Raw genomic sequence first — 22576 nt, 5'->3', positions numbered from 1 at the left:
CAATGGACATCGTCTTTATCGGCGCATTCGTCGCCTTTTTTGTGCTGGTTGTCGCTTTGGCGGCCGGTTGCGACAAGCTGGGAGGCCAGCAATGAACACCTTTTATCTCATCGGCTCCGTTGCCAGCGCCGGCCTGCTGGCCTACCTGCTGCTGGCGCTGTTGAAAGCGGAGGACCTCTAGTATGACCACCCAATCTTTCCTGCTGTTGGCAGTCTTCCTGCTGGTCCTGGCCACCGCAGCGTGGCCGCTGGGCGGCTTGCTGGCGCGCGTGGCCGATGGCCGCAAGATTCCTGGCCTGGGCTGGCTGGCGGCGGTCGAAAAGCTGCTGTACCGCGCCGCCGGTGTGCCGGCCGACGCAGCGCGGCGCGGCATGGGTTGGAAAGCCTACGCCATCGCACTGCTGGTTTTCAATCTGCTTGGCGCCCTGTTTGTCTACGCAGTGCAGCGCTTGCAAGCGTGGCTGCCGCTGAACCCCCAGGGCTTGCCTGGCATCAGCCCGGACTCCTCCTTCAATACCGCCGTCAGCTTTGTGGCCAACACCAACTGGCAGGGGTATGCGGGCGAGCAGACCATGAGCTATTTGAGCCAGATGCTGGCGCTGACCGGCCAGAACTTCTTCTCGGCCGCCACCGGCATCGCCGTGGCTTTCGCCTTGATCCGTGGCTTCGCTGCGCGTTCCGCCAAATCGATCGGCAACTTCTGGGTCGACCTGACCCGCATCATGTTATACGTTCTGCTTCCCTTGTCCTTTGTATTCGCAGTGTTCCTGGTCGGCCAGGGCGCGATCCAGAACTTCTCCGCCTATAAGGAAGTGACCCTGGTAGAGCCGGTCACATACGCTGTACCCGGCGCCACGCCCGACGCTCCGGTGCAAAGCCGGACTGCGGCCACGCAACTGATCGCCATGGGTCCGGTCGCTTCGCAGGAAGCGATCAAGATGCTGGGTACCAATGGCGGCGGCTTTTTCAACGCCAACTCGGCGCATCCTTATGAGAACCCGACACCGCTGTCCAATTTCGCGGAAATGCTGGCGATCTTCCTGATTCCCGCCGCACTGTGCTTCGCCTTTGGCCGTCTTGTGGGCGATCGGCGCCAGGGCTGGGCCGTGCTGGGTGCAATGACGATCATATTCGTGGTTGCCGCTACTGGCATCACGGCTGCGGAGCAGGCTGCACATCCGGCACTGCAAGCGATGGGTGTCGACCAGGCGGCCACCGCGCTGCAATCGGGCGGCAATATGGAAGGCAAGGAAACACGCTTCGGCATTGCCGCCACCGGCCTGTTTGCAACCGTGACTACCGCGGCATCCTGCGGCGCTGTGAACGGCATGCACGACTCCTTCACGCCACTGGGTGGCGCCGGACCGATGCTATTGATGCAGCTCGGCGAGGTGGTCTTTGGCGGCGTCGGCTCGGGCCTGTACGGCATGCTGATCTTCGCCATCATGGCGGTGTTCATCGCCGGCTTGATGATCGGCCGCACGCCGGAATACCTGGGCAAAAAGATCCAGTCGTATGAGATGAAGATGACTTCCATTGCCATCCTGGTCACGCCGACGCTGGTGCTGTTGGGTACTGCCATCGCCGTGATGACGGATGCGGGCAAGGTCGCTGTCGCCAATCCTGGCGCGCACGGCTTCACGGAAATCCTGTATGCCTTCAGTTCCGCTGCCAACAACAACGGCAGCGCATTTGCCGGCCTCTCCGCCAACACGCCGTTCTACAACACCATGCTGGCCATCGCCATGTGGTTCGGCCGCTTCGCCATGATCGTGCCGGTGCTGGCCATTGCCGGCTCGCTGGCCGGCAAGCAGCGCCTGCAAGCAAACGCCGGCACCATGCCGACCCATGGCCTGATGTTTGTGTTCCTGCTGGTGACCGTGGTGCTGCTGGTGGGCGTCCTGAACTACGTTCCTGCCCTGGCCCTCGGTCCGGTCATCGAACATTTGCAACTGTATAAATAAAGGAGGGCACTAATATGTCGCAATCGCAAGCGATGACTGCCGCCCAAACAGGCGAGCGCCTGAAATTGTTCGAATCGAAGCTGGTGCTGCCTGCAATCGCCGAGTCGTTCTACAAACTGGACCCGCGCGTGCAGCTGCGCAGCCCTGTGATGTTCGTCGTCTACGTCGGCAGCATCATCACCACGCTGTTGTATATCCAGTCGCTGTCGGGCCAGGGTGAAACCAGCTCCGGTTTCATCCTCGCCACCACAATCTGGCTCTGGTTCACCGTACTGTTCGCCAATTTCGCCGAGGCCCTGGCCGAAGGCCGCAGCAAGGCGCAAGCGGCCTCGCTGCGCAGCTTGAAACAATGCGTGACATCGAAGAAACTGGCCGCGCCGAAGCATGGCACCCAGTGGCTGCCATGCCCGGCCACCGACCTGCGCAAGGGGAACTACCTGCTGGTTGAAGCGGGCGACGTGATCCCGATCGACGGCACCGTGATCGAAGGCGTGGCCTCGGTCGACGAAAGCGCCATCACCGGCGAATCGGCGCCCGTGATCCGCGAGTCCGGCGGCGACTTTTCCTCCGTGACCGGCGGCACCCGCGTGCTGTCCGACTGGCTGGTGGTGCAGGTCACCGCCAACCCCGGCGAGACTTTCCTCGACCGCATGATCGCGATGGTGGAAGGCGCCAAGCGCAAGAAAACCCCGAACGAGATCGCGCTGACCATCCTGCTGGTGGCGTTGACCATCGTATTCCTGATCGTGACCGCCACCTTGCTGCCGTTCTCCCTGTTTTCGGTGGCGGCTGCGCAATCGGGCGCGCCGATCACCATCACCGTGCTGATCGCACTGCTGGTTTGCCTGATTCCGACCACCATCGGCGGCCTGCTGTCGGCCATCGGTGTCGCTGGCATGAGCCGCATGATGCAGGCCAATGTGATCGCAACCTCCGGCCGTGCCGTGGAGGCGGCAGGCGACGTCGACGTGCTGTTGCTGGACAAAACCGGCACCATCACCCTCGGCAACCGCCAAGCCTCGGCCTTCTTTGCCGCGCCGGGCGTAACCGAGCGCGAACTGGCAGACGTGGCGCAGCTGGCTTCCCTGGCCGACGAAACGCCGGAGGGCCGCAGCATCGTGGTGCTGGCCAAGCAGAAGTTCAATATCCGCGAGCGCGAACTGTCGCCGGTGCACGCGACCTTCATTCCTTTCTCGGCCAACACCCGCATGAGCGGCGTGGACATGGACGGCCGCGAAGTGCGCAAAGGCGCAGCCGATGCGGTCCGCAAGTACGTGGAGGCAACCGGCCAGCCATGGGCGGCGGAAGTGGCGCGCGCCGTGGAAGACGTGTCGCGTCGCGGCAGCACGCCCCTGGTGGTGGCAGATTCCGGCCGCGTAATGGGTGTGGTGGAACTGAAGGACATCGTCAAGGGCGGCATCAAGGAGCGTTTCGCCGAACTGCGCCGCATGGGCATCAAGACCGTGATGATCACCGGCGACAACAAGATCACCGCTGCCGCCATCGCGGCCGAAGCGGGCGTGGACGACTTCCTGGCAGAAGCGACGCCTGAGGACAAGCTGAAACTTATCCGCAATTACCAGTCCGACGGCCGCCTGGTGGCCATGACCGGCGACGGCACCAACGACGCCCCGGCACTGGCCCAGGCCGACGTGGCCGTGGCCATGAGCTCCGGCACCCAGGCCGCGAAAGAGGCGGGCAATATGGTGGACCTCGATTCGAATCCGACCAAGCTGCTGGAGATCGTGGAAATCGGCAAGCAGATGCTGATGACGCGCGGCTCGCTGACCACTTTCTCGATCTCGAACGACATCGCCAAGTACTTCGCCATCATCCCGGCCGCGTTCGTGGGCACTTATCCGCAACTGAAGGCGCTGGACATCATGCACCTGGCCAGCCCGAATTCGGCCATCATGTCAGCCGTGATCTTCAATGCGCTGATCATCGTGTTCCTCATCCCGCTGGCCCTGAAGGGCGTGCGTTACCGCGCCATCGGCGCTACTGCGCTGCTGCGCCGCAATTTGCTGGTGTACGGCCTGGGCGGCCTGGTGCTGCCATTCATCGGCATCAAGCTGATCGACATGCTGCTGGCCGCCTTCAACCTCGTTTAAGCTGGAGAACAAGATGATTTCGACTTTGCGCCCCGCCCTGGTGCTGTTTGGGGCCCTGACGCTGGCAACCGGCGTCATTTACCCGCTGGCGGTGACTGGCGTTGGCCAGGCTGCCTTCCCAACGGAAGCGAGCGGCTCGATCCTCGAAGTGAACGGCAAACCGGTCGGTTCCGCGCTGATCGGCCAGCAATTCACCTCGCCAAAGTATTTCTGGGGCCGCCCGTCGGCCACCGCTCCAATGCCTTATAACGCCAGCGCCTCCGGCGCTTCCAACCAGGGCCCCTTGAACCCGGCCTTCACTGACGCCGTCAAGGGCCGCATTGAAGTACTGAAAGCTGCCGATCCAGGCAACACCGCGCCGATCCCGGTCGACCTGGTGACTGCCTCCGGCAGCGGCCTTGACCCGGAAATCAGCCTCTCGGCGGTGCAGTACCAGGTCAACCGGGTTGCTGCACAGCGCCACATGGCGCCGGAACAGGTGCGGGCGCTGGTGGCGCAGCATGCATCGGGCACGGTGATGGGCATCTTCGGCGAGCCGCGCGTAAACGTCCTGGCGCTGAATCTGGCGCTGGACGGAAAAACGCCGCATACTCGCTGACATGATCCCACTCGACGACGACCGACCGGACCCGGACGCGCTGCTGGCGCAAATGCAGGCGCAGGAGCGCAAGGCCGCGCGCGGCAAGCTGCGCATTTACTTCGGCGCCTCGGCAGGCGTAGGCAAGACCTACGCCATGCTGTCGGCTGCCCGCAAGCTGCAGGCGGCGGGGCAGCAGGTGCTGGTGGGCGTCATCGAGACCCATGGCCGCAGCGAGACCGCCGCACTGGTGGACGGGTTGCCCCTGCTGCCGCTGCGCGCAGCCGCCTATCGCGGCAAGACGCTGCATGAATTCGACATCGACGGCGCGCTGGCCCGGCGCCCGCCGCTGATCCTGATCGACGAATTGGCGCACTCGAACGCGCCCGGCTCGCGCCACCCCAAGCGCTGGCAGGACGTGGAGGAGTTGCTGGAAGCGGGCATCGACGTCTTCAGTACCGTCAACGTGCAGCACCTGGAAAGCCTGAACGACGTGGTGGGCGGCATCACCGGCGTGCAGGTCAACGAAACCGTGCCCGACACGGTGTTCGACGCCGCCGACGAGGTGGTGCTGGTCGACATTCCAGCCGATGAACTGCTGGCGCGCCTGAAGGGTGGCAAGGTCTATCATGCGCAGCAGGCCGAGCGCGCCGCGCAGAACTTCTTCCGCAAAGGGAATCTGATCGCGCTGCGCGAGCTGGCGCTGCGCCGCACTGCCGACCGCATCGAGGACGACGTGCGCGCCTACCGCGTCGAACAATCGATCGACACCATTTGGAAAACCGGCGCCTCGGTGCTGGCACTGGTCGGTCCACGGCCCGGCTGCGCGCAGGTGGTGCGCAGCGCCGCGCGCCTGGCTGGCCAGCTTGGCACCGAATGGCACGCCATCTACGTCGAAACGCCTTCCCTGCAGCGTCTGTCCGCTGCCGAGCGCGAACGCATCCTGAAAACCCTGAAACTGGCGCAGGACCTTGGCGCCACGACCGCCGTGCTCTCCGGCAGCGACATCGCCGCCACCGCTGCGGAGTACGCGCGAGAGCACAACCTGTCCAAGATCACCATGGGCCGGGCGCGCCGCACCTGGCCATGGCGCCGTTCGCATATCCGCAGCCTGGCCGCCCACGCTCCCGACGTCGATCTGATCGAGGTGGCCGTCAGCGAGCGCGAGCCGGCGCCCAAGCCGCAAATAGAAGCCGATGCCGAGGAAGACGCGCAGCGTCGCAAGTCGCGCCTGGCCGGCTACGCCGTGGCCGCCGGCTCCAGCCTTGGCATGGCTCTGCTGGCAACGCCGCTGCTGCCGTATTTCGACCTGGCCAACATCGCCATGCTGTTCCTGCTGGTCGTGCTGCTGGTCGCAGTGCGCTACGGCCGCGCGCCATCGGTATTGGCTACCTGCGTCAGCGTGGCCTGCTTCGACTTCTTCTTCGTCCCGCCGCGCTTCACCTTTGCGATCTCGGACCTGCAGTACCTGATTACCTTCGCCGTGATGCTGGCGGTTGGCCTGATCACCGGCCACCTGACCGCAGGCCTGCGTTTCCAAGCCCGTGTCGCCTCTTACCGCGAAGCGCGTGCGCGTGCGCTGTACGAATTCGCGCGCGAACTGTCCGGCGCCTTGCAGACCGAACAGATTTTCGAGACCACAGCCCGTTTCGTGCAGGGCACATTCCGCGCCAAGGCCACCTTGCTGGTGCCCGATGCGCAAGGCCGACTACACCTGCCGCCCGCTGTGGTGGCGCCTCCCTCGCTCGACCATGGCGTGGCCCAGTGGGCCTTCGACCACGCCGAAAGCGCCGGCCTTGGCACCGACACGCTGCCCGCCAGCCCGCTGTTCTATATGCCGCTGGTGGCGCCGATGCGCACGCGCGGCGTGCTGGCAATTGAACCGGTGCAACGGCGCTGGATTCTGATTCCCGAGCAGCGGCAGCACCTGGACACCTTCGCCGCACTGGCCGCCATCGCGCTCGAACGGGTGCATTACATCGAGGTAGCGCAGGAAGCGCTGGTCAACATGGAATCGGAACGCTTGCGCAACTCGTTGCTGGCCGCCTTGTCGCACGACCTGCGCACGCCGTTAACATCGCTGGTCGGCCTGTCCGAATCGCTGGCGCAAGCGCGCCCGCCGCTGGCGCCGCAGCAGCTCGAGGTCGCGCACTCGCTGCACGCCGAAGCGCTGCGCATGAGCGCCCTGGTCGCCAACCTGCTGGACATGGCCCGTATCGAAAGCGGCGAACTGAAAATCAACCTGCAATGGCAGCCGCTCGAGGAAGTGGTGGGCAGCGCGCTGCGCCACAGCGGCCTGCAATTGAAAGAGCACAAGGTCAGCACGCAGCTGGCGCTGGAACTGCCACTGCTGCGTTTGGACGCAGTGCTGATCGAGCGCGTGTTGTGCAACCTGCTGGAGAACGCCGCCAAGTACACGCCGCCCGGAGCATCCATCGTGATCTACGCCGTACAGCGCGGGGAGTTCGTACGCGTGATGGTGTACGATAACGGCCCGGGTTTGCCGCGCGGCCGCGAAGAAGCGATCTTCGAAAAGTTCGCCCGCGGCGAGAAGGAGTCGTCGAAACCTGGCGTCGGCCTTGGCCTTGCGATCTGCCGCGCCATCGTAGGCGCGCATGGCGGCACCATCGCGGCCGACAAATCGCCGCTGGGAGGCGCCGCCATCGTCTTCACGCTGCCGGTCGGCACGCCGCCGCAAGTGCCCGAGATAGAGGAAACCTGAATATGCAACAGACAGACGTCGCGCCCACAGCACTGCTGGTCGAGGACGAGCCGCAGATCCGCCGCTTCGTGCGTGCCGCGCTGGAAGAGGAGGGCTGGCACGTTCACGAATCAGCCACCATGCAGCGCGGCCTGATCGACGCCGGTACGCGCCGGCCCGATGTCGTCATCCTCGACCTGGGGCTGCCGGATGGCGACGGCACCGACTTCATCGCCGACCTGCGCAAGTGGTCGAACGTGCCGGTGATTGTGCTGTCGGCCCGCGTCAATGAAGCGGACAAGATTAAGGCGCTGGACGCCGGCGCCGACGACTACCTGAGCAAGCCCTTCGGCACCGGCGAACTGCTGGCCCGGGTACGCGCCACCTTGCGCCGCCAGCGGCAACCGCAAGCCGACAGCGCCGGCCAGGTGCAGTTCGGCGAGGTAAGCGTGGATTTGCCGAACCGCCGCGTAAGCAAGCGCGGCGAGCACGTGCACCTCACACCCACCGAATACCGCCTGCTCTCGGTGCTGGTCGCCAATGCCGGTCGCGTCATGACCGCGCCGCAATTGCTGCGCGCCGTCTGGGGACCGGCGCAATCGGACAACAGCCACTACCTGCGCATTTACATGGGTCACCTGCGCCACAAGCTGGAAGACGACCCCGCCCAGCCGCAATACCTGCTGACCGAAACCGCCGTCGGCTACCGCCTCCAACTATCGTGAAAGTCAGGGTCAGCTCCGGCAATCGGACACGGGCTCAGCCGCTAGCGGCTGAGCCCGTGTCCGATTGCCGGAGCTGACCCCGACTTTTATTTTGAGAGCATGCGCATGGCGCGTTCGAGGCCTTCGATCGTGATGGGGAACATGCGGTTCTGCATGACCTGGCGGATCACGGTGATCGATTGGCGGTATTGCCATAACCCTTCCGGCTCGGGGTTGAGCCAGACGAATTTGGGGAAGTGGGAGGTGAAACGGCCCAGCCATTCGGCGCCGGCTTCTTCGTTGTTGTATTCGACCGAGCCGCCCGGCTGCAGCACTTCGTAGGGACTCATGGTGGCGTCGCCGACGAAAATCAGTTTGGTGTCGGGCGGGTACTTGCGCAGCACGTCCCAGGTGGCGAAGCGTTCGGCATTGCGGCGCCGGTTGCTGCGCCACAGGTAGTCGTACACGCAGTTGTGGAAGTAGTAGAACTCCATGTTCTTGAATTCCGTCTTGGCGGCTGAGAACAGTTCTTCTGCGCGTTCGATATGGTCGTCCATCGTGCCGCCCACGTCCATCAGCATCAGCACCTTGACGTTGTTGCGGCGCTCGGGCTGCATCTTGATGTCAAGGTAGCCGGCGTTGTTGGCGGTGGCGCGGATGGTCTGGTCCAGCGCCAGTTCTTCCGCCGCGCCTTGGCGCGCGAACTTGCGCAGGCGGCGCAGGGCGACCTTGATGTTGCGCGTGCCCAGCTCGCGGTCGCCGTCGTAATCCTTGTAAGTGCGCTGCTCCCACACTTTCACTGCCGTGCGGTTGCCGCCTTTGCCGCCGATGCGGATGCCTTCCGGATTGGTGCCGCCGTTGCCGAACGGGGAGGTGCCGCCGCTGCCGATCCATTTATTGCCGCCTTCGTGGCGTTCCTTCTGCTCTTTGAGCAGCTCGTTCAGGCGGTCCATCAGCTTGTCGTAACCGAATTTCTCCAGCGCGGCGATCTGCTCGGGCGTGAGCTCGCGCTTCATGCGCTGTACCAGCCAGTCGAGCGGGATCTCCTTGGTGGTGTCGAAGACGGCGTTGATGCCTTTGAAGTACTGGCCGAAGGCGCGGTCGAACTTGTCGTAGTTGGCCTCGTCTTTCACCAGGCACAGGCGGCTCATGTAGTAGAAGTCGTCCAGCGACGGTTGCAGCACCTGTTTTTGCATGGCTTCCAGCAAGGTGAGGAATTCCTTGATCGTGACGGGGATCTTGGCCTCTTTCAGCGTGAAGAAGAAATCGATCAGCATGCCATCTCCCTGCGCGCCAGCAGGTAGCGCAACTGCGCTTTCACTTCCGGCCATTCGCCGCGCACGATGCTGTACATGACGGTGTCGCGCACCGTGCCGTCGCGGCGCACCGCATGGTGGCGGATGACGCCATCCTTTTTGGCGCCCAGGCGTTCGATGGCCGCTTGCGAGGCGTGGTTGAAGTTATCGGTGCGGAAGCCGACCACGGCGCAGCCCAGCGTTTCGAAGGCGTGGGTCAGCAACAGCAGCTTGCAGGTGGTGTTCACGTGGGTGCGCTGCACGCTGCGGCGGTACCAGGTGTAGCCGATTTCTGCGCGGTCGATGGCCGGTACGATGTCGTGGTAGCTGGTGGTGCCCAGCACCCGGCCGGTGGCGTTTTCGATCACGGCGAAGGCGAGGCGCGATGGCCGCATGTCCAGCGCGGTGGCGATGTAGGCCGCCACGTTGTGCGGCTCGGGCACCGAGGTGATGCGCAGCTTCCACAGTTCACCGTCCTGCGCGGCTTCGCTCAGGGCGCCGGCGTGCTGCGGGCCGAGCGGCTCCAGGCGCAGGCCGTTGGCCTCCAGCGTGACCGGGGTTGGGGCTTCCATCAGCGGTTGGTCCTCGACATGAACACCAGGCGTTCGAACAGGTGTACGTCCTGCTCGTTTTTCAGCAGGGCGCCGTGCAGCGGCGGTACGGCGGCTTTCTGGTCCTTGCCGCGCAGGACTTCCGGCGGGATGTCTTCGGCCATCAACAGCTTCAGCCAGTCGAGGAATTCGCTGGTGGATGGCTTTTTCTTCAGGCCCGGCACGTCGCGCACTTCGTAGAAGGTTTGCAGGGCGGTGGCCAGCAGTTCCTGCTTCAGGTGCGGGTAGTGGACCTTGACGATGGCTTCCATCGTGTCCTTGTCCGGGAATTTGATGTAGTGGAAGAAGCAGCGGCGCAGGAAGGCGTCCGGCAGCTCTTTCTCGTTGTTGGAGGTGATGATCACCAGCGGGCGGTGCTTGGCTGTCACCATCTCGCGCGTTTCGTAGACGTAGAACTCCATGCGGTCCAGTTCGCGCAGCAGGTCGTTCGGGAATTCGATGTCGGCCTTGTCGATCTCGTCGATCAGCAGCACCACCGGTTCCGGTGCGGTGAAGGCTTGCCACAGCACGCCTTTGACGATGTAGTTGTGGATGTCGCGCACGCGCTCATCGCCTAGCTGGGAGTCGCGCAGGCGCGACACGGCGTCGTATTCGTACAGGCCTTGCTGGGCCTTGGTGGTGGATTTGATATGCCACTGCATCAGCGGCATATCGAGGGCGGCAGCGACTTCTTCGGCCAGCATGGTCTTGCCGGTGCCCGGTTCGCCTTTGATCAGCAGGGGGCGCTGTAGGGTCAGGGCGGCGTTGACGGCCAGTTTCAGGTCATTGGTGGCGACGTAGTTGTCGGAGCCTTCAAATCGTTGCGGTGCTTGCATATAAAAACTTCCGGAAGAGGAGATCAACGGAAGTATATGCCAGAGCCGCATCCGGAGGGGGCCGCCGCAGGGATGTTCGATGCAATTGGATTAATTCCTATTTATTACTTTGCAAGTTATTTAATCGTCAATTTGAATGTCTTGAATATATCAATATTATCGGCCGCCGGCTTTGGCGGAAATGGCGCACGGTTTCGGCTTCTTTCCTGGGCCGCGATCACCACCCATCTTCGTCAAAGTTTGGCCAATTGTTGCTAAATGCGCGGCAACTTGAAAAATTACTAAAATATTGGGGGCGCCCGGAATAATCCAGGAATTTATGCGATATACTTTGCAATATTTCCATAAGGCAATCATTTGTTTGACTGCTGATATTCCATAAAAAAGGATGGGCGTGAAAAAGAACTTTCTCCATTTGATCCCTGTGGCCGGCTTGTACCTGCTCCTTGCCGGTTGTGGCGGCGGCTCCACAGAGGGCGCGAATTCATCCGGCAGTGTCGGTCCTGCGGCTGGCCAGCCTGCCACTCCGGGCACCCAGCCTGGCACTCCGCCGGGCGGCCAGACGGGGCCGCAGACCGGCGTCAGCGCTGCGCTGGTAGCGGGCGATGCCCAATACGCCAGCACCGAGGAAGTCATGCAAGCAGCGCTGGCACTGATATCGGGCCAGGCGGCCAAGTTCGGCGAGGTCAAGCAGGCACTCTTCAAGCTCAACCCGGACGGCAGCCGCAGCGCTTCCAGTGTCGGCCTGATCGACTGGGACCCAAGCTGGGATTCCTCGACCTTTGGCGTGAAGGACAGCGCGCGCAACCACGTCATCCTGCCGTCCAACTGGAACTACGGCAGCAAGTCGGCTGGCAGCAATGCGACCCTGGCGGTTGCCGGCTATTCATTGGATGGCAAGGCGCGCTATTCCGCATTTGGCGGCAATCCGCTGGGTGTGCCGGGCAATGCAAACATGGACCAGTTCATGGTCAATGTCGTGTCCTGGCTGACTGCACGTACCGACCTGGCCAACATGAAAGTCGTTACCGCCCATCTTCCCGGCACTGAAACCTACTGGTTCCCGCATGAGAAAAAAGTGCGCGACTGGTTCTTTGCCAAGTCTCCCACGGCCACCGTCAACGGCCTGGCAGCTGGTGCAAACCAAAATGACAATGTGTGCGACGGCGCGGCGCTGGCCGGCTGCCTGCAGAACGCCGACCTGCTGGTGATTGGCCGCGAGCAGGGGGCGGGCGCTTACGACGGCGCGGCCGTCATGCAAGCAGTGAGCGATGCCCAAAAGCGCGGCATTCCAGTGCTGTACCTGCACCACTATCGCGACAACGACGACCTGTCGGCCCGCATGCTGAACTACTTCGGCCTCAGCCAGCAAACCAATTACTGGGCGCGCCAGGGCCTGTTGTCTTTCGATCCTGCAGCCTTGCCTGCCGTGTCGCCGCAGCTGTCGAAATTCCAGGCGCTGCTCAATCGCCTGAACCAGAACAGCTTTAGCACCAGCTGGAGCGGATGCGGCACGGGCGGCCGCATCGACTGCTCGGGCGACACCGCTTACATGGCCGAATTCGGCAGTCCGGTCAGCGAGGTGCGGGAGGTGGTCCAGCGGCTGGATGACCCGGATGCCCCGCTGTTTGCGCAAGCCGGCTACCAGATGGAGAAGCTGCTGGTCCTGCTGGGCGACAAGTACCGTGCGGCCTTGTCGTACCCGATGACCAAAACTGGCAACCGGCAGGACTTCTTCCGTGGCCTGTTCTCCGATATGACGGTGATGAACAACCGCAGCTTCACCACTGTTGCGAAGAACCTGGGCAACTTCTCGGACATGTTCCCGGCTGGTACTCCGGTCATTTCCAGCACTGTCACGACGGGCCTGCCGGCCAGCGGCAGCAAGCAATATATGACGGGCCTGTACGTCATGCCCGGCACCAAAGTGACGCTGACCCGAACTGACGGTGGCAGCAACACGGTTCGCTTCGGCGTGAATATGCTGCGCGACACCACCCGCGTCTTCAACACCTACGACCGGCCGTCGCAAATCAGCTCGCAACGCTTTGCGCTGCAACCGAACAAGCCGGTGACGATCACCAGCCCTTACGGCGGCCCGCTGATCCTGTTCATCGACGCGCCGAAGGCAGGCGAGCAGTCGGTCAGTGTGAAGGTGGACGGCGTGATCACGCACCCTATCCTGCGCGACGCCTACGATCCGGTACAAGTCGCGAGCTTCCGGGATGCCTTCAACACCACGCCAACCAATTGGATCGCCTTCGCCACCGACACCCTGACCGTACAGTCACAAAAGGACAAGTTCAAGCAGACCATCGCCAACTACCAGGGCAATATGTCGCGACTGGCGGACTACACTTTCAAGTACACCATCAAGGACACCTACGAGCTGGCCGGCTTTAACGCGTCGAGCGGTTTCCTTAGCCTGGCGCCAAGCGCCAAGGCCAAATGCGACAGCCTGGGCTGGGATTGCAGCGGCACGCAGCACCGCCGCGACACCATGCAGAACGTGATCGTTGATGCGCATGCCGCGTGCGGCAACGGCTGTTCCGGCAATCCTTACGACCAGGATTGGCCATTCGATCCGCTTGGCTGGGGCGAATCGCACGAGATTGGCCACAATCTCCAGGTTGGCCGCATGAAGATCTACGATGACCGGTCAACTGAGGTGTCGAACAACATCTTCCCGACACATAAGATGATCAAGTTCAATCAGTCGCCTGCCGGCCAGGCTGCGCCGCTCAAGGCGCGCACCGATGTCGGTTTCGCCGTCTTCACGTCCATGAAGACAGCGCTGGCTGCGGCTGACCCGGTCTCTGCCATGTACCAGAGCACCTGGTCCGATGCGAGCTATGCGGCGAACAATTCGGCACGCATCATGTTCTATCGCCAGTTGGTGGAATACGCGCGCTACTACAACAGCAGCTACGTCGACGGCTGGGAACTGTTCACCCTGCAGTACCTGCTGGACCGCAATATGAGCGCCAATTCGGGCAAATGGGCCAGCGTGGCAGCCAGCTATGGCTTTGGCACTTATACCAGCTACCCATCCAATATGGACGGCAACGACTTCATGCTGATCTCAAGCTCTTTCCTGATTGGCCGTGACATGCGTCCGGTGTTCAAGCTGTGGGGTATTACGGTCAGTGCCGGCGCAGAAGCCCAGGTGGCGGCCTACAACTTGCCGGCGGCGGCGCAACTGTTCTTCCCGATGAATGACCTGGCCAGCTCGGCAAGCGGGGTCGGGCAGCCGGTTGCCATGAGCGCGACTGCCAGCTATCCGGCCGGCTATTAAGGTTCAGCCAGGGCTTGCTGTAATGACAAGCCCTGGCAAACCACAGTTTCCCGCTGTTGCTTGTTCCGTCTTATGGACGATTGGCCAACTTCTAAGGTAAAATCGCAGGTTGAGGGCGCAAAGGAGCGGTTTTGTTGCGCAATGCAGTGTCCGATTTCAACTGACTAAAGCCCACACCTATGAAAAAAATCTTCGCACTCCTCGCGCTGACCGCAGTTGCGCAGGCAGCCGTAGCCGCGGACATCGTCGGCGACGCCAAGAACGCAAAAGGCAAGATCGAGATGTGCATCGGTTGCCATGCAATTCCAGGTTACAAAGCGACTTTCCCCGAAGTTTTCCAGGTGCCGATGATCGGCGGCCAATCTGCCAAGTACATTGAAAACGCGCTCAAGGGCTACCAGAAGGGTGAGCGCAAGCATCCGTCCATGAAGGGCATCGCGGTCAGCCTGTCCGACCAGGACATCGCCGACATCGCCGCGTTCTACTCCCAGCAGAAATAAGGCCCTGAACCATGAAAAAACTGATTATTGCTCTGTTCTGCTCCGCGGTTTCGTTCAGCGCCCTGGCTGGCGGCAACATCGAAAACGGCAAGGCTCTGGCTGACAAATACAGCTGCGCCGCCTGCCACGGCAAGGACTACAACACCCCGATCGACCCGAGCTATCCAAAGCTGGCGGGCCAGCACAAGGACTACCTGGCGCACGCGCTGATCGCTTACAAGCGCGGCGATGCACCGAACGGCCGCTCCAACGCGATCATGACCGGCCAGGTCAAGCCACTGACCAACAAGGACATTCAGGATATCGCCGCCTACCTGCACTCGCTGCCAGGTTCGCTGGTCCTGAAGCGCTGAACCAGCGCCGCTTGAAGAGAAGCCCGCCATGTGCGGGCTTTTTTTTTCAAACCACGGTTAGCCGCTTTCGTCACACCGGTAATCCACGCAGCGGCGTCGCTGTTAAGCTTCCCCCACCTTATGGGGGAGACAATGGCCTACAAACTGAATATCAATGGCGCGGCCCGGAGCGCCGACGTCGAGGGCGATACGCCGCTGCTGTGGGTGCTGCGCGATACGCTGGGGCTGACCGGTACCAAGTATGGTTGCGGCGCCGGCGTTTGCGGCGCCTGCACGGTACATATCGACGGGCAGGTGGTACGAAGCTGCGTGATGCCGGTCAGCGCGGTCGGCAAGGGCAAGGTGCGCACCATCGAGGCGCTCGCGCCGGACCGCTCGCATGCCCTGCAGCAGGCCTGGATCGCGGAGCAGGTGCCGCAGTGCGGCTACTGTCAGTCGGGCATGCTGATGGCGGCGGCCGCGCTGCTCAAATCATACCCCAGGCCGACCGATGCGCAGATCGAACAAGCCATGACGAACCTGTGCCGCTGCGGCACCTATCCGCGCGTGCGGCGGGCGATCAGGCGGGCGGCTGGCATGACGCTGGAGGAGCTGGCATGAGCAACCGTCGCGATTTCCTGAAGACGCTTGCCGCCGGCGGGCTGCTGGTCGCCGTCGGTCCGGGCTTGCAAGCGGCAGGGCAGTCCTCCGCTGCGGTCGCCGCCGCTGCGCCGCCACCCCCGCCCGGCTGGGTGCGCATTGCGCCCGATGGCAGCGTCACCATCCTCTCCAATACCAGCGAAATAGGGCAGGGCACCGGTACCGCGATCGCCCAGTTGCTGGCCGATGAAATGGACCTGGACTGGAACACCGTGCGCATCGAAATGGCGCCGCTCGAAAAGCAGTTCATCAACGCCGGCTGGGGCGAATATGCGACCTATGGCAGCGGCGGCGTGGCGCGCCAGTTCCCGCAGCTGCGCAAGGCCGGCGCCCAGGCGCGCGCCATGCTGGTGGGCGCGGCGGCGGCGCAGTGGAAAGTCCCGCTGGCCGAATGCGATACCCACTTCGGCGTCGTGCTGCACAAGCCTACCGGCCGTAAGCTGCCATACGCGAAACTGGTGCAGCAGGCGGCGGCGCAGCCGGTGCCGGCCGATCCCCCGCTGATGCCGAAGGAGCGCTGGCGCCATATGGGCAAGGACGTTGCGCGCCTTGACCTGCCCGCCAAGACCGATGGCAGCGCGGTGTATGGCATCGACGTGAAACTGCCCGGCATGCTGCATGCCGCCATCCTGCAGTGCCCGCATTTCGGCGGCAAGCTGGCAGCGCTCGATCCGCAGCCGGCCCTGGCAAGGCGCGGCGTGAAAAAAGTGGTGCGGCTGCCCGATGCGGTGGCAGTCGTGGCCGACAGCTATTGGCGCGCGCAGCAGGCACTCAATGCACTCAAGCCGCAATGGGATCTTGCGGCCGCCAGCAGGCACTCCAGCGCACCTTACCGCGACATGCTGCGCGAGGCCGTGCAGAAAGAGGGCGACCTGGTGGTGCCGCGCAATGGCAAGGCGGAAGACATCAATGCCGCACACGATGCCGGTCTGGCCAAGGCGACTGCCTGGCTGGAACGGACATACACCGTGCCCCTGCTGGCGCATGCCACGATGGAGCCGATGAACGGCACCGCCAGCGTCGGGAACGGCAAGGCGGAGCTGTGGCTGCCGACGCAGGCACAGGACACTGCCCGCACCTACGTCTCCCAGGCGCTTGGCATCGCGCCGGAAGCCGTAACGATCAACACCACGCTCAGTGGCGGCGGTTTCGGCCGCCGCATCGAAGCCGACTTCGCGGTGCAGGCAGCCCTGGTCGCGAAGGAGGCCGGTGTGCCGGTCAAGCTGCTGTGGAGCCGCGAAGAAGATATGCGCCACGGCTACCATCGCCCGGCGGCAGTGCTGCGCCTGCGCGCCGGCTTTGACGCCACAGGTGCGGTGACGGCGGTGCGCATGGACAGCGCCAGCGATACCTTGTTCAGCTATTCGCGCTTCGGCGCGGACAAGCAGTACGCCAAACCATTCGACCGCAGCGCAGTCGGCGTGCTGCTTACGCGCTACTATGGGCTGCCCGGCTTCGTCCACCGCACCAATACTGTCGATGCCGGTGTGCCCCTTGGCTATTGGCGCGCGGTTGCAGCATCGCAGAACATCTTTGCCAGCGAGTCCTTCGTGGACGAACTGGCACTGCGCGCCAGCCAGGATCCGCTCGATTACCGGCGCAGCCTGATGAAACCCGGCAGCCGCGAGCGTGCCTTGTTGGACCGGCTGGAAGCAAGTTCCGGCTGGCGGGCAGGCGCGCCGGCTGGCCGCCACCGCGGCATGGCCTTTACCTGGGCCAACGGAACGTATATCGGCCAGGTGGTCGAGCTGTCGGTTGACGCGGAGTCGCGCGTCAAACTGCATCGCGTCACCACGGTGCTCGATTGCGGCATCGCGGTCAACCCACGCAATGTGCGCGGACAGGTCGAGGGCGGCGTCATCTTCGCATTGACCGCAGCCTTCTACGGCGAAATCACGGTCAGGGACGGCGCGGTGGAGCAGTCGAATTTCACCGATTACAAGCTGCTGTCGCTGGCTGAAACCCCGGAAATGAAAGTCGTGATCATCGACAGCAACGAGGCGCCCGGTGGTGTCGGCGAGGAAGCGGTCGGCCCGCTGGCGCCGGCGCTGGCCAATGCCTTGTTCGCCGCCACCGGCAAGCGCTATACCGATTTGCCATTAATCAAGGCGGGGCTGCGGCTGCAATGATTGGATAGTTTCTATGTGGCATCCATGGTCTATGCTGAAGGAAGGCAAGATTCTTGGAGGAAATGAACATGGAAACTTCGACAATCTACGTCAGCCATGCGCTGCCGCCGCGCGGCTTGCTGCGGCGCGTTGACAAGGCGCTGGGCCGGGTGGGCGGATTGCCGGCCAGCGTGCGCCAGGCCAGCCGGCATATGGTGGCCATCGAACTGCGCGATGACGCCTTCTGCTGGCCATGCGTGCTGCAGCGCGTGGGCAGCCGCGCCGCCCTGGCGGGATTGGCGCTGCGGCTGGCGTCAGCCTTTGGCTCCAGCCATGCCGTGGTTGCGCCGCGCGGCGGTCCAGGCGCCGGCGCTGCGTGGCAAGACTTTGCCGCCGATGCGACGCTGCCCGAAATGCTGGCGCACCTGGAACTATGCGCAGGCTCCTGCATCCACCTGCTGTCAGATGGGCATCTGGCCGCGGCGCCGCATACGCGCCTGGCAGGCGGCTATTGCGTGTTCCGCAAGCCGGCCTGAATATTTGGCCTTGCGCGATTTTTGGATAGTTTCCGGCTAGAACTATTGGTCTATGATGGCCGTATCGGAAATCGCGGAGGTGCCAAGAGATGGTGTACTTGCTTACTGCACTGCTGGCCGGCGTGGCAGTGCTGATGCTGTGCCTGATCGCCCGTCTGGGGCGCAAGTGGCAAGCCTTGCTGGCGGCCGCGCTCCCCTGGCTGATCAATGTCGGTCCGGCCCTGGCGGCAGGGTCGGACCACTTGGTGCGCGCGGTGATCTTCGCGGCAGTCGCCAGTCCGCTGGTGTTCGCCCTGATCTGGCATCTGCCTATCATTCGTGTCGACGAGACGTGATGGCTTACCTTACCGCCTTCTGCCTGGCGGCCCTGGCCGTATGGCAGACGCGGACGGTAAGCCGGCACCGTGCCGCCCTGGGACTGTTTGCTACTGCGGGAATCATGCTGGTATTGGCTGTCATTGTGTGGCTGCTGACGCACACCATGTCAGAGCTGCGCTATGCGCTGCTGCTGGCAGCAGGATTCGGCCTGGCGGGCGCCGCGCGCCTGGTCCTCAAATCCGGCGCTTGACCGCTTCGACGTAGGCGGCGCCGTCCGGCGGCACGCCGCGGCGCTGGGAGTTCCAAATCATCTCGCCCAGGCACTCCATGATTTCGTGGTGGGCTGCATGTTCGGTGCCGAGCTTGCGCGCCAGGCCCACGAAGGCTTCGCGGATGCCGCGCGGCTGGTCGATCGACAGCTGCTCGGTGATCGACAGGTGCATCGACAGGTGCAGGAAGGGGTTGGCCTCGCTGCCCTCGACCGAGTAGTCGCGCGCGATGGCCGCTTCCACATCCTTCAGCTGGTCGTGGTACTCGGGGTGCGCCATGATCCAGTCGCGGGCGATCAGCTCGATCGGATCCATGATGTCGTTGGCGTTGGCTTTGCGGTAGACGTCGCAGAAGAAGCGGCGAACGTCATGGGAAGACGGCGTAAACATCCCGCCATTGTACCTTGCCGCGCAAACGTGTACCCTGCGGCCCTTTGGTTGCTGCTTTTTTGATAATGCCGGGATTCTTGCCGTTTTTCTTTGTCGACCATGCGCTGTACGAAGGCGCGCCCAAAGTGCCTGCAGCCATCGTGCTGCCCGTGAAGGTCGAGGGAGTCGACTGTTACGCGCAGCTCGACACCGGCGCTCCCAACGCCGTCATCTGGCACAGCAAAGGCAAGGGGGGCGGCCCGCGCAAGGAGGTAGCGATTGAACTGGCCGGGCTGCACCGCACCGTCAGCGCGGATGCCGCCAATCTGGCCTTGCTGGAGCAGGGGTGCAGCAGCGACCTGATTGCCACGATAGGCAACGAGTTCTTCGAACAGGGCACGCTAGAGCTCGATCTGGCGGGCGCCCGCTACCGCTGGACGCAGCGTGCGGTGCTGGAGGACGCGCCGGATGCGCAAGCCATGCGTTATGCGCGCTGGGGCGGGGCAGGAGGCCATCCGCTGGTCACGGTGCGCGTGGCAGGCGGGGCACCGCAAGCGGCGCTGCTGGACACTGGCTCGGCCGCCTTCGGCATCAATGGCCATTCGGCGCAGGCATGGGAGGGCCTGACAGGCGGCGCGCCGCTGCGCGACGAGCGGCGCTTTTCGGCCAATGCGTTCGGGCGCCAGCTGCCATGTGTCATGGGCACGGTGGCGCGCGCGCTGGAGATCGGCGACAGCGTCAAGCTTCAACGCTTCCAGGGGGGATATTGCGAAGGCCTGGGATTCGAGCCTGCGGAACCCCTGGCGGGCGTGGTGGGCTTGCACCACTTGCTGGGCAAGGTGCTGGTGATCGACTACGTGTCGCAGCGCTGGGCCTTGCGCCAGCCGTAAAAAAAGCCGCCCTGGCGGGCAGCTTCTTCATTCCTTGGTCACCAGTTCCGTTGGCGGCGGCGTCACCGCCGGCTGCTGCGGCTTGTCGCCGCTGCGCTGTCCGCGCTGGCCGTGCGGCTGGCGCAGGTAGCGCGAGGAGTGGCGGCGGTCGCCATGCGCCGGCCAGGTCAGGAAGCGCGACAGCTCCTGCAAGGCGCGCTGGTAGACTTCGCGCTTGAATTCGATCACCACGTCGAGCGGCACCCAGTAATCGTGCCAACGCCAGGCGTCGAACTCGGGATGGTCGGTCAAGCGCAGGTTCACGTCGTTGTCGCGCGCGCACATGCGCAACAGGAACCAGATCTGCTTCTGGCCACGGTAATGGCCGCGGATTTCCCGCTTGATGAAGTGATCCGGCACCTCATACCGCAACCAGTCGCGCGTGCGGCCGATGATCTTGACGTGCTCCGGACGCAGTCCGATTTCCTCTTCGAGCTCGCGATACATTGCTTGCTCCGGCGTTTCACCATACTTGATCCCGCCTTGCGGGAACTGCCACGAGTGCTCGCGCACCCGTTTGCCCCACCACACCTCGTTATGCGAGTTGAGCAGGATGATGCCGACGTTGGGGCGAAACCCTTCACGATCGAGCATATTGCACCTCAAACTTTCTGTGGCCGAGGCGTCCTCTTATATTTTTGACTACAAATCCAACTGCAATAGCGCTCTTTGTATAAAGTTTGGACGCATCGGGCCAGCTAATCCTTTAAAATTAGGTCGATTATAACTCTCTCTTTTTAAAAAGAATTCACCGATATGCGTGCATCTCGCTTTTTTATTTCAACCCTCAAGGAAGCTCCATCTGACGCGGAGATCGTCAGCCACCAGTTGATGATGCGCGCGGGCATGATCAAACGCCTCGGTTCCGGCATTTATACCTATATGCCAATGGGCCTGAAAGTGATCCGGAAAGTCGAAGCGATCGTTCGCGAAGAAATGAATAATGCCGGGGCCATTGAGCTGCTGATGCCTCTGGTACAGCCTGCGGAACTGTGGCAGGAAACCGGCCGCTGGGACAAGATGGGTCCGGAGCTGCTGCGCGTCAAAGACCGCCATGGCCGCGACTTTGCGATCCAGCCGACTTCCGAGGAGGTGATTACCGATGTCGTGCGCAGCGAGATCAAATCCTACCGCCAGATTCCGTTGAATTTTTACCACATCCAGACCAAGTTCCGCGACGAACGCCGCCCACGTTTTGGCCTGATGCGCGGCCGCGAGTTCACCATGAAGGATGCCTATTCCTTCGATCGCGACCTGGAAGGCATGCAAAAGTCGTACAAGATCATGTTCGACGCCTACACCCGCATCTTCACCCGTTTCGGCCTGAAGTTCCGCGCGGTGGCGGCCGACAACGGCGCCATCGGCGGCACCGGCTCGCATGAATTCCACGTGATCGCCTCCACCGGCGAAGATGCGCTGGTGTACTGCCCGACCTCCGACTACGCGGCCAATATGGAAGCGGCGGAAGCCGTCGCTACCGGCACCCGCGCCGCTGCCGGCGCTGCACTGGCCAAGACTTCGACCCCGAAGGCTGCCAAATGCGAAGACGTGGCCAAGCTGCTGGGCATCGACCTGAAACAGACCGTCAAGACCATCGCCCTGACGGCCGACAAAGAAGACGGCACCAAGCAGCACTTCATGCTGCTGCTGCGCGGCGACCATGAACTGAACGAGATCAAGGCCAGCAAGGTGCCGGGCCTGGCGCAGAACCGCTTCTCGACCGAAGCCGAAATCCTGGAAATCTACGGCTGCAAGCCTGGCTACCTGGGCCCGATCGGCACCAAGGGTGCCGTGACCGTGGTGGCTGACCGCACCGTGGCGCTGATGTCGGACTTCGTGACCGGCGCCAACGAAGAGGATTACCACTTCACCGGCGCCAACTGGGGCCGCGACGTGGCTGAACCGGCCATCGTGGCCGACCTGCGCAATGTGGTCGAAGGCGATGCCTCGCCGGACGGCAAGGGCGTGCTGGCGATCGAGCGCGGCATCGAAGTGGGCCACGTGTTCCAGCTGGGCACCGCATATTCCGAATCGATGCAGGCCACCTTCCTGGACGAAAACCAGAAGCCGGCCCCGCTGCAAATGGGCTGCTACGGCATCGGCATCACCCGCATCCTGGGCGCCGCCATCGAGCAGAACTTCGACGACAAGGGCATCATCTGGCCGACTTCCCTGGCGCCGTTCGAACTGGTGCTGTGCCCGATGGGCATGGACCGCTCCGAACTGGTCAAGGCGGAAACCGAGAAGCTGTACAACGCGGCACTGGAAGCGGGCATCGACGTCATCCTGGACGACCGTGGCCAGCGTCCGGGTGCCATGTTCGCCGACTGGGAACTGATCGGCGTGCCGCACCGCGTGGTGATCGGCGAGCGAGGCCTGAAGGAAGGCAACCTGGAATACCAGGGCCGCCGCGATACCGAAGCGACTGCCGTGCCCGTGGCCGATGCCCTGGCCTTCATCAAGGGCAAAATCCAGAAGTGAT

General features: G+C 63.2%; 21 protein-coding genes. 16 read left to right on the top strand and 5 right to left on the bottom strand.

Annotation, left to right across the window (positions count from 1 at the left end):
- The first annotated feature begins 91 nt into the window (after positions 1-91).
- From ACWBU6_RS26675 to kdpE, 6 genes are read left to right on the top strand one after another with little or no spacing between them, the layout of a single operon-like run.
- A complete protein-coding gene (locus tag ACWBU6_RS26675; RefSeq protein ID WP_452646345.1) occupies positions 92-181 on the top strand; it encodes a potassium-transporting ATPase subunit F in 90 nt (29 codons plus the stop codon).
- A gap of 1 nt (position 182) precedes the next feature.
- Positions 183-1964 carry a potassium-transporting ATPase subunit KdpA gene (gene kdpA, locus ACWBU6_RS26670; protein ID WP_452646344.1) on the top strand — a complete coding sequence of 594 codons (1782 nt, stop codon included), beginning with the start codon at positions 183-185 and terminating at the stop codon, positions 1962-1964.
- A gap of 14 nt (positions 1965-1978) precedes the next feature.
- Positions 1979-4075 carry a potassium-transporting ATPase subunit KdpB gene (gene kdpB / locus ACWBU6_RS26665; RefSeq protein WP_452646343.1) on the top strand — a complete coding sequence of 699 codons (2097 nt, stop codon included), beginning with the start codon at positions 1979-1981 and terminating at the stop codon, positions 4073-4075.
- 13 nt (positions 4076-4088) lie between these two features.
- On the top strand, positions 4089-4673 hold the full coding sequence (gene kdpC / locus ACWBU6_RS26660) for a potassium-transporting ATPase subunit KdpC (RefSeq protein WP_452646342.1): 585 nt from the start codon (positions 4089-4091) through the stop codon (positions 4671-4673).
- 1 nt (position 4674) lies between these two features.
- Positions 4675-7374 (top strand): two-component system sensor histidine kinase KdpD, encoded by a 2700-nt coding sequence (gene kdpD, locus ACWBU6_RS26655; RefSeq protein WP_452646341.1) that lies wholly within the window; start codon positions 4675-4677, stop codon positions 7372-7374.
- A 2-nt stretch (positions 7375-7376) separates the two neighbouring features.
- Positions 7377-8078 carry a two-component system response regulator KdpE gene (gene kdpE / locus ACWBU6_RS26650; RefSeq protein ID WP_452646340.1) on the top strand — a complete coding sequence of 234 codons (702 nt, stop codon included), beginning with the start codon at positions 7377-7379 and terminating at the stop codon, positions 8076-8078.
- 86 nt (positions 8079-8164) lie between these two features.
- Here the strand turns inward: kdpE and ACWBU6_RS26645 are convergent, their stop codons facing one another.
- The 3 genes from ACWBU6_RS26645 to ACWBU6_RS26635 are packed head-to-tail and all read right to left on the bottom strand — an operon-like array spanning position 8165 to position 10778.
- Positions 8165-9334, bottom strand: coding sequence for a vWA domain-containing protein (locus tag ACWBU6_RS26645; protein ID WP_452646339.1), 1170 nt, complete (start codon positions 9332-9334; stop codon positions 8165-8167).
- Positions 9328-9924 carry a GNAT family N-acetyltransferase gene (locus ACWBU6_RS26640; RefSeq protein WP_452646338.1) on the bottom strand — a complete coding sequence of 199 codons (597 nt, stop codon included), beginning with the start codon at positions 9922-9924 and terminating at the stop codon, positions 9328-9330. The genes ACWBU6_RS26645 and ACWBU6_RS26640 overlap by 7 nt, the downstream gene beginning before the upstream one ends.
- Positions 9924-10778 carry an AAA family ATPase gene (locus ACWBU6_RS26635; RefSeq protein ID WP_452646337.1) on the bottom strand — a complete coding sequence of 285 codons (855 nt, stop codon included), beginning with the start codon at positions 10776-10778 and terminating at the stop codon, positions 9924-9926. Before ACWBU6_RS26635 ends, ACWBU6_RS26640 begins: the two co-directional genes overlap by 1 nt.
- 394 nt (positions 10779-11172) lie before the next feature.
- On the opposite strand from ACWBU6_RS26635, the gene ACWBU6_RS26630 reads away from it, so the two are divergent.
- From ACWBU6_RS26630 to ACWBU6_RS26595, 8 genes are all read left to right on the top strand, one after another.
- Positions 11173-14073: an ImpA family metalloprotease gene (locus ACWBU6_RS26630; RefSeq protein WP_452646336.1), complete on the top strand. Its 2901-nt coding sequence runs from the start codon at positions 11173-11175 to the stop codon at positions 14071-14073.
- 179 nt (positions 14074-14252) lie between these two features.
- Positions 14253-14573: a c-type cytochrome gene (locus tag ACWBU6_RS26625; RefSeq protein WP_055929173.1), complete on the top strand. Its 321-nt coding sequence runs from the start codon at positions 14253-14255 to the stop codon at positions 14571-14573.
- An 11-nt stretch (positions 14574-14584) separates the two neighbouring features.
- Positions 14585-14926: a c-type cytochrome gene (locus ACWBU6_RS26620; protein WP_452646335.1), complete on the top strand. Its 342-nt coding sequence runs from the start codon at positions 14585-14587 to the stop codon at positions 14924-14926.
- Between the two features lie 120 nt (positions 14927-15046).
- Positions 15047-15526, top strand: a complete 480-nt coding sequence (locus tag ACWBU6_RS26615; protein ID WP_452646334.1) for a (2Fe-2S)-binding protein — start codon at positions 15047-15049, stop codon at positions 15524-15526.
- Positions 15523-17694, top strand: coding sequence for a molybdopterin cofactor-binding domain-containing protein (locus ACWBU6_RS26610; protein ID WP_452646333.1), 2172 nt, complete (start codon positions 15523-15525; stop codon positions 17692-17694). The genes ACWBU6_RS26615 and ACWBU6_RS26610 overlap by 4 nt, the downstream gene beginning before the upstream one ends.
- A gap of 68 nt (positions 17695-17762) precedes the next feature.
- Entirely contained in the window at positions 17763-18209 is a 447-nt protein-coding gene (locus ACWBU6_RS26605; protein WP_452646332.1) for a hypothetical protein, read from the top strand.
- 89 nt (positions 18210-18298) lie between these two features.
- The gene (locus ACWBU6_RS26600; RefSeq protein ID WP_452646331.1) at positions 18299-18544 is read left to right on the top strand and encodes a hypothetical protein; all 246 of its coding nucleotides are present in this window, start codon (positions 18299-18301) and stop codon (positions 18542-18544) included.
- A complete protein-coding gene (locus tag ACWBU6_RS26595) occupies positions 18544-18777 on the top strand; it encodes a hypothetical protein (protein ID WP_452646330.1) in 234 nt (77 codons plus the stop codon). Before ACWBU6_RS26600 ends, ACWBU6_RS26595 begins: the two co-directional genes overlap by 1 nt.
- On the opposite strand, the gene ACWBU6_RS26590 is transcribed toward ACWBU6_RS26595, so the two are convergent.
- Positions 18761-19186: a DUF1841 family protein gene (locus ACWBU6_RS26590; RefSeq protein ID WP_452646329.1), complete on the bottom strand. Its 426-nt coding sequence runs from the start codon at positions 19184-19186 to the stop codon at positions 18761-18763. The two genes, ACWBU6_RS26595 and ACWBU6_RS26590, sit on opposite strands and share 17 nt — an antisense overlap.
- 77 nt (positions 19187-19263) lie before the next feature.
- Between ACWBU6_RS26590 and ACWBU6_RS26585 the strand changes: the two genes are divergently transcribed.
- Positions 19264-20055, top strand: a complete 792-nt coding sequence (locus tag ACWBU6_RS26585) for a hypothetical protein (RefSeq protein ID WP_452646328.1) — start codon at positions 19264-19266, stop codon at positions 20053-20055.
- A gap of 27 nt (positions 20056-20082) precedes the next feature.
- Here ACWBU6_RS26585 and ACWBU6_RS26580 read toward each other — a convergent pair whose 3' ends face one another.
- Positions 20083-20688 (bottom strand): RNA pyrophosphohydrolase, encoded by a 606-nt coding sequence (locus ACWBU6_RS26580; protein ID WP_452646327.1) that lies wholly within the window; start codon positions 20686-20688, stop codon positions 20083-20085.
- Positions 20689-20850: 162 nt separating this feature from the next.
- Here ACWBU6_RS26580 and ACWBU6_RS26575 point away from each other — a divergent pair, with 162 nt between their 5' ends.
- Positions 20851-22575 carry a proline--tRNA ligase gene (locus ACWBU6_RS26575; RefSeq protein WP_452646326.1) on the top strand — a complete coding sequence of 575 codons (1725 nt, stop codon included), beginning with the start codon at positions 20851-20853 and terminating at the stop codon, positions 22573-22575.
- The last annotated feature ends 1 nt before the right edge of the window (position 22576 follow it).

Source organism: Pseudoduganella sp. HUAS MS19 (genome assembly GCF_053615455.1).
The sequence above is the reverse complement of the archived record's forward strand: the minus strand, read 5'-3'. Positions and strand labels throughout refer to the sequence as shown.